Source organism: Nocardioides sp. (assembly GCF_035697785.1).
Lineage (GTDB): Bacteria > Actinomycetota > Actinomycetes > Propionibacteriales > Nocardioidaceae > Nocardioides_B.
In genome coordinates this window covers 1-6538 of record NZ_DASSCL010000152.1, presented here as the reverse complement: position 1 = coordinate 6538, position 6538 = coordinate 1, and the positions used below count along the sequence as shown (strand labels likewise).

The 6538-nt window shown below is 73.0% G+C and carries 7 protein-coding genes and 1 pseudogene; 1 reads left to right on the top strand and 7 read right to left on the bottom strand.

Annotated elements, in window-relative coordinates:
* The 5 genes from VFH10_RS16090 to VFH10_RS16070 form a co-directional block, all read right to left on the bottom strand.
* Positions 1 to 1305 (bottom strand): AAA family ATPase (locus VFH10_RS16090; RefSeq protein WP_325130343.1); only part of this gene is annotated, 1305 nt, incomplete at its 3' end.
* Positions 1298 to 2239: an NAD kinase gene (locus tag VFH10_RS16085; protein WP_325130341.1), complete on the bottom strand. Its 942-nt coding sequence runs from the start codon at positions 2237 to 2239 to the stop codon at positions 1298 to 1300. The genes VFH10_RS16090 and VFH10_RS16085, both read right to left, overlap by 8 nt.
* On the bottom strand, positions 2236 to 3075 hold the full coding sequence (locus VFH10_RS16080) for a TlyA family RNA methyltransferase (protein WP_325130339.1): 840 nt from the start codon (positions 3073 to 3075) through the stop codon (positions 2236 to 2238). Before VFH10_RS16080 ends, VFH10_RS16085 begins: the two co-directional genes overlap by 4 nt.
* Positions 3076 to 3094: 19 nt before the next feature.
* The gene (locus tag VFH10_RS16075) at positions 3095 to 3361 is read right to left on the bottom strand and encodes a hypothetical protein (protein WP_325130337.1); all 267 of its coding nucleotides are present in this window, start codon (positions 3359 to 3361) and stop codon (positions 3095 to 3097) included.
* Positions 3358 to 4404 (bottom strand): HAD-IIA family hydrolase, encoded by a 1047-nt coding sequence (locus VFH10_RS16070; RefSeq protein ID WP_325130334.1) that lies wholly within the window; start codon positions 4402 to 4404, stop codon positions 3358 to 3360. Before VFH10_RS16070 ends, VFH10_RS16075 begins: the two co-directional genes overlap by 4 nt.
* Positions 4405 to 4497: 93 nt before the next feature.
* On the opposite strand from VFH10_RS16070, the gene VFH10_RS16065 reads away from it, so the two are divergent.
* A complete protein-coding gene (locus tag VFH10_RS16065) occupies positions 4498 to 5724 on the top strand; it encodes a DUF1015 domain-containing protein (RefSeq protein WP_325130332.1) in 1227 nt (408 codons plus the stop codon).
* A gap of 35 nt (positions 5725 to 5759) precedes the next feature.
* Here VFH10_RS16065 and VFH10_RS16060 read toward each other — a convergent pair whose 3' ends face one another.
* Together VFH10_RS16060 and VFH10_RS16055 are read right to left on the bottom strand one after the other, a co-directional pair.
* Positions 5760 to 6161 carry a single-stranded DNA-binding protein gene (locus VFH10_RS16060; RefSeq protein ID WP_325130330.1) on the bottom strand — a complete coding sequence of 134 codons (402 nt, stop codon included), beginning with the start codon at positions 6159 to 6161 and terminating at the stop codon, positions 5760 to 5762.
* A 109-nt stretch (positions 6162 to 6270) separates the two neighbouring features.
* Positions 6271 to 6538, bottom strand: a pseudogene (locus tag VFH10_RS16055) (tetratricopeptide repeat protein); the annotation flags it as partial.

Here is a 6538-nt window from a genome sequence, read left to right as displayed (position 1 = left end):
GCCGTGCACCGCGGCACGCAGCCAGCGACCGTCCACGAGCAGCTGGGGCCCAGCCGGCGTCTCCGGGGTCGGCGTGTCCTGCTGGGTGACGGCGATCGTGACGGTGGCGTGTGGCATGGCCAGGGAGGTCAGCTCGTCGCTGACCGCCACACCCAGCCGGCGGGCCGCCTCCTGTCGCTGCACGCTGAGCGTGCCGGCGAGGTCGCCGAGCTCATCCCGGATGCGGTCACGGCGCGACTCCAGCTCGGCGATCTGGCCGTCGGTGTCCTCGAGGTCGAGCAGCCTCTTCGCACCGTCCTCGGCCCAGGCGAGCACCTCGTCGATCGTCTCGCCGTACTTGCGGGTGAGTGAAGTGAGCGCCGCCCGCCTCTCCGACACCGCGGCCAGCCGGACCGGGTCGGTGTCGAGCGACGCGACGTAGGAGGACACGTCCGCGGCCACGTCGGACAGCAGGTAGCTCACCTCGGCCAGGCGATCGGCGAGCGCGGCCGCTTCGGCGTCGTGCTCGCGCACGCCGTCGAGCAGCTTGCGGGCGGCCGACACCGCGCCGAGGGCGTCCGGGCCGGCCTCCTCCGCGGACAGCGACTCGCGTGCCTGGGACGCAGCAGACCGTAGCTCGTCGGCGAAACCGAGCCGGGCCTCCTCGGCGGCCAGAGCGGCGTCCTCCCCGGATCGAGGAGCCACCTGCTCGACCTCGCCGAGCCCGAACCTCAGCAGGTCGGCCTCCTGGGCTCGCGCCCGGGCGGACTCCACGACCTCGGCGAGCTCCGCCTCGGTGGTCCTCAGCTCGTCGTAGGTCGAGACGTACGCTCGTCGGGCCTTCTCGGCCTTGGGCCCGGCAAAGCGATCGAGCGCGTCGCGCTGGGCGGACGGTTGCAGCAGGCGGTGCTGGTCGGACTGCCCGTGGACGGCGACCAGCGGGTCGATCAGGCCCGAGAGGGCATTGACCGGCACCGACGCGCCACCGGCGAAGGCGCGGGACCGGCCCTCGGCGGAGATCTGTCGTGCCACGACCAGCAGGTCGTCGTCGATGTCACCGCCCAGGTCGTCGACGTCGGCCGCCAGCCGCTGGGACCAGGACTCGGAGCCATCGGCGAGCCGGACCAGCCCCTCCACACGGGCGGCCTTGGCCCCGGTGCGCACCGCGCCGGAGTCGGCGCGTCCCCCGAGCAGCAGCCCCAGAGCGGTGACCACCATCGTCTTGCCGGCACCGGTCTCGCCGGTGATGGCGGTGAACCCCGGCCCCAGCTCCAGCACGGACTCCTCGATCACGCCGAGCGACGCGATCCGGATCTCCTCAAGCATCGGCACCCCCGTTGCGGCGGCGGCGCTCCGCGGCGCCACGCCAGCCGCTCACCGGGAGATCGAACTTGGCCACCAACCGGTCGGTGAAGGGCGCCTCGTGCAGCCGCGCCAGCCGCACCGGTGAACGGCCGCGGCGCACCTCGATCCGGGCGCCGGGCGGGAGATCGACCGCACGTCGACCGTCGCACCACAGGACCCCCGCTCCCTCGGTGCGCGCCAGCACCTCCACAGCCAGGACGGAGGTCGGCGCGACGACCATCGGCCGCGCGAAGAGTGCATGTGCACTGATCGGCACCATGAGCAGGGCCTCCACGGTGGGCCAGACGATCGGGCCACCGGCGCTGAAGTTGTACGCCGTGGAGCCGGTCGGCGTGGCACAGACGACGCCGTCACACCCCCACCGGGACAACGGACGGCCGTCCACCTCGACGACGACCTCGAGCATCCGCTCGCGGGCAGCCTTCTCGACGCTCGCCTCGTTGAGCGCCCAGGTGGTGGTGACCAGTTCCTTGTCGCGGTAGACCTGCACGTCGAGGGTGAGCCGTTCGTCTGAGGAGTAGCGGCGGTGCACGATCGCGTCGATGGTGTGCTCGATGTCGTCGTGCTCGGCCTCGGCCAGGAACCCGACGTGGCCGAGGTTGACTCCCAGCAGGGGTGTGCCGCTCTCCCGGGTGAGCTCGGCGGCTCGCAGGATCGTGCCGTCGCCACCGAGCACCACGGCGATCTCACAGCCGGCCGACGCCGCCGGGCCGGGGCTGACCACGTCGAGGTCGGGCAAGTCGAGGGCGAGGTCGCGCGCCTCGTCCTCCAGCAGCCGGACCGCGACGCCGTGGGTAGCCAGGGCGTGACAGAACTGCGACGCGGCCTTGCGGGCGTCCTCGCGGCCGGTGTGCGCGACGACGAAGACGCGGCGGGTCACTGCGGAGTCGGTCACGGCACCACCTTCTCAGAGGACTCCCCCAGGGATGCGGTGCGGCGTACCTCATCCACCACCTGTTCCCGACCGATGTCGGCGGGGCCGCGCCGGCACCAGAGGAAGTACTCGACGTTGCCGGACGGTCCGGGCAGCGGACTCGTGGTCACCGCTCGGGCGCCCCAGCCGCGCCGGTCTGCCGCGGCGGCCACCGACGCGACGGCCCCGGCCCGGAGCTCGAGGTCGCGGACGACACCGCCCTTGCCCACCTTGCCCCTGCCCACCTCGAACTGCGGCTTGACCATCAGCACCAGGTCGCCGCCGGGGTCGGTCACGCCGATCAGCGCGTCGAGCACGAGCTCCAGCGAGATGAACGAGAGGTCCCCGACCACGACGTCCACCGGCCCGCCGACCAGCTCGGGAGTCAGGTCGCGGATGTTCGTGCGGTCGCGCACGACGACCCGAGGGTCCTGCGAGATCGACCAGGCGAGCAACCCGTAGCCGACGTCGACGGCCACAACCTCAGCCGCCTCGTTGCGCAGCAGGACGTCGGTGAAGCCGCCGGTCGAGGCGCCCGCGTCGAGGCAGCGCCGGCCGGCCACGCGCAGGCCCGCCGGCCCGAAGACGGCCAGAGCACCGGCGAGCTTGTGACCGCCGCGGGAGACGTAGTCGGGTCGTTCCGGGTCATCGACCACGACGAGAGCGACGTCGGTGGTGACACCGGTGGCGGGCTTGGTGGCGACCGCGCCGGCGACCTTGACGCGACGCGCGGCGATCAGCTCGCTGGCGTGCTCCCGAGAGCGGGCAAGCCCCCGTCGGACCAGCTCCGCATCCAGGCGTAGGCGGCGCGGCGGCACGACCTGGTGACCCCCGCGCTCAGCCCTGCGACTGCTCGGTGTTGCCCGCGTCGGCGAGCGCACCGCGCAGCTGGTCGTGGGCGGCCTCGAAGACCGCGACGTGCTCGGCGATCGGCGTGTCCGCGAGCGCGTCGAGGGAGTCCAACACCCGGTCGACGGCCTCGTTGCCGGTCCGCTCCACGGGTGCGGCCAGGTCTGCCGGCTGGGCAGCTCCAGACGCGACCGATCCGGCGGGGTCGTCGGCGGGCTCGTCGCGCACGAGCCACACGCTCTGGTCGTCGGTCACGGCTGCTCCTGCTGGGTCGGGCTCCCGGTTGACGGGCCCACGCTACTCGGCGGCGAGACCCCGTCGACGGCACAGGGTGCGCCCGTCGTGTCGAGGTGTCGCCAGGCGGCGGTGACGACGGCCCGCCACCAGTCGTCGGGGTCGGTGCCGTCGTCCTCGATCTCGACCCGGCCGTCGCGGACGCGGGCGGTCGCCCGTCCGCAGCGGATCTGCGCACCGTCCTGCACCGGCGCGGGGTGCGGATGGCCGAGGCCGCGCAGGTCAGCGGCGAGGTAGGTAGGGCGCAGGGCGGGGAGTGCTGCCACGAGCTCCTCCAGACCGGTGACTCCGGTCAGCACGAGCAGGCTGTCGTGGCCGCTGTTGGTCGCGCCCTCGATGTCGGTGTCGAGCCGGTCGCCGACGACCAGCGGACGGTCGCCGCCGACCCGCAGCACGGTCTCCTCGAACAACGGCGCCAGCGGCTTGCCGGCCACCTCGGGGCTGCGGCCGGAGAACCGCTCGACGGCGTGGACGAGCACGCCGTTTCCGGGCCCGAGCCCGTGGGCGGTGGGCACGCTCCAATCCGTGTTGGAGGCGTACCAGGGCAGGCCGCGGCCGACCAGGATCGCCCCGTCGCTGACCGTTCCCCAGGCCAGGTCGCGGTGGTAGCCGGACACGACCGCCACTGGTTCCTCGTCGATCGACTGGACGGGCCGGAGCCCCTGCTCCTCGAGAGCAACGAAGAGGCCCTCACCGCCGATGACGAAGACCGCCGACCCGGCCGGGATGCCGCGGGCGACGAGCCGGGCCGCCGCTTGGGCACTGGTGACCACGTCCGTCACCTCAGCCGGGATCCCCAGGCTGCGCAGGTGCTCGGCCACCGTCGCCGGCGGCCGCCCGGCGTTGTTGGTGACGTACGCCAACCGGAGGCCGGCCTCGCGCGCGGCCGCCAGGTGCGTGGCTGCTCCCGGGACCGCATCCGGGCCGATGTAGACGACCCCGTCGAGGTCGAGCATGGCGAGGTCGTAGGCGGTCCACAGCGCGGTCTCGCACGCCTTCAGCAAGGCTGGCTCCTGGTTCTGCTCGGTGGTCGGCGGTGCATGACGGGGCCGCACGGTGCGCGTGCCCTCCCCGCCGGTGCCTCATAGGATGCTCCGATGCCCCAGCCCCACGCACCCGGCCGACGACCGTTCACGTTGGCGCCCTTCCGCGGGCTCCGGTTCGACCCGGAGACGGTCGGCGACCTCTCGACGGTGATCTCGCCGCCGTACGACGTCCTGGACGCCGACACCGTGCGCACGCTCGAGAACGCCAACCGGCGCAACATCGTCCGACTGATTCTGTCACGGCGGTTCGAGCGGCCGTACCTGGCCGTGCGGGACCGGCTGGAGAAGTGGCGTCAGAAGGGCTACCTGCGCGCCGACGAGGACCCCGCTCTCTACGTCTACGAGTACACCGCCGAACAGATCACCGTGCGCGGTCTGATCGGCCTGGTGGGGCTCCGCGACGAGTTCGAGAAGGTGATCCTGCCGCACGAGGACGTGATGCCCGCCCCGGTCGACGACCGCGCGGTGCTGATGCGCACGACCGAGACCAACCTCGAGCCGATCCTGTTGGTCCACGAGGGCACGGCCGGGCTTCGCGGGCAGATCGCCGAGGCCGCGCGGCGCCAACCGCTCGCCGACGCCGTCGCCCTGGACGGCAGCTCGCACCGGCTGTGGGCGGTCACCGACCCCGCCTCCCAGGCGGCGATCGCCGCCGAGCTTGCCGACACCGAGGCGCTCATCGCCGACGGCCACCATCGCTACGCGGCGTACCTGAGGCTCCGGGACGAGCTTCGCGGTGCGGGCACCCCAGAGGGTACGTCGCCGTGGGACCACGGCCTCGCGATGCTGGTCGACCAGCACGACCAGGCGCTGCGCGTGGGACCGATCCACCGGTCGGTGGCCGCGCTCACCATGCGCGACCTGCAGGACCTCGCCGACGACCGGGGAGACGACCTGAGCCCCCAACCGGACCGGGAAGCGGCGTTCGCGGCGCAGGATCACGACCGGGACGACCGGGCGACGTTCGTCGTCAGCGACGGGCAGGCCTGGGCGGTGCTCTCAGTGAAGCGCACGCATGACGTCGACGCCGCCGTGCTGCACGAGACGTTGCTGCCGGCATGGCACATCGCCGAGGAGCAAGTCGGCTACCACCACAGCCTCGACCAAGCCCTGCACGCCACCACCCGGGCGGCGGGACTGGTCGTCGCCGTCCGACCGCCCTCCGTGCAGGAGGTGCGGGCGAGCGCCGCGCGCGGCGTCCGGATGCCGCGCAAGTCCACGTCGTTCGGGCCGAAGCCCCGGATGGGGGTCGTGATGCGCGACCTGCGCGACGCCTGAAGGGATCGGGGCGAGAGCCGAACCTGGTGCCTCGCTCAGCCCCGGGCGACACGGGTCGCCTTCAGCACCTCGAGCTCCAGTCGGGTCGCCGATCCGTCTCCGGCGCGGTAGAAGCGCCTGCGCAGCGCGCCCTCGACGCTCACCCGATCGCCGGGCTGCCACGAGCCCACCGTGCGACGGGCTCGGCCACCGAACGCCACGCAGTCGACCCAGTCAGAACGCTGCCGGGACCCGCGACTCCCCGGAGTGGGACTCCGGCCCATCGACATCCGGAACGTGACAATGACGTCGCCACTGGGCAGCGTCCGCTCCTCGGGACCCGACGTCACCCGGCCGGTCAGCCGGACCTCGTTGACGGAGACCGCGTCGGCATCCCGGTCGTCGCCCGTCTGCCCGACTGACTGCCCGCCTGCTTCTTCAGTCGTCTGCCTGGCCATCGGCACCACCTCCGGGGACAACCCTGGCGGGGGGCGCACTCGGTGACGGCACGACGCCGCGCGCCTGTGCACCAACCTCTCGAGCAGGTTGCTGTGGACGAGATCCGGCTCAGGTCGCGGACTCCAGCTCGGCGGCTCGGGCGGCCGCGTCGGTGATCTCGTGGCTGTCGATCGCGACGGTGCGATGGAACCACTCCATCGCCTCCTCGCGCTTCCCGGCCGCCGCGAGGGTGTCCGCGTAGGTGTAGCGCAGCCGCACCACCCAGTCGGCCCGCGACTGAGACCGCAGCGGGGCGTGCTCCAGGGTGCGCAGCGCGGCGTCGAGCTGGCCGAGGTCTCGGCGTGCGCCGGCCTCCACGATCGTCATCTCCGCCTTC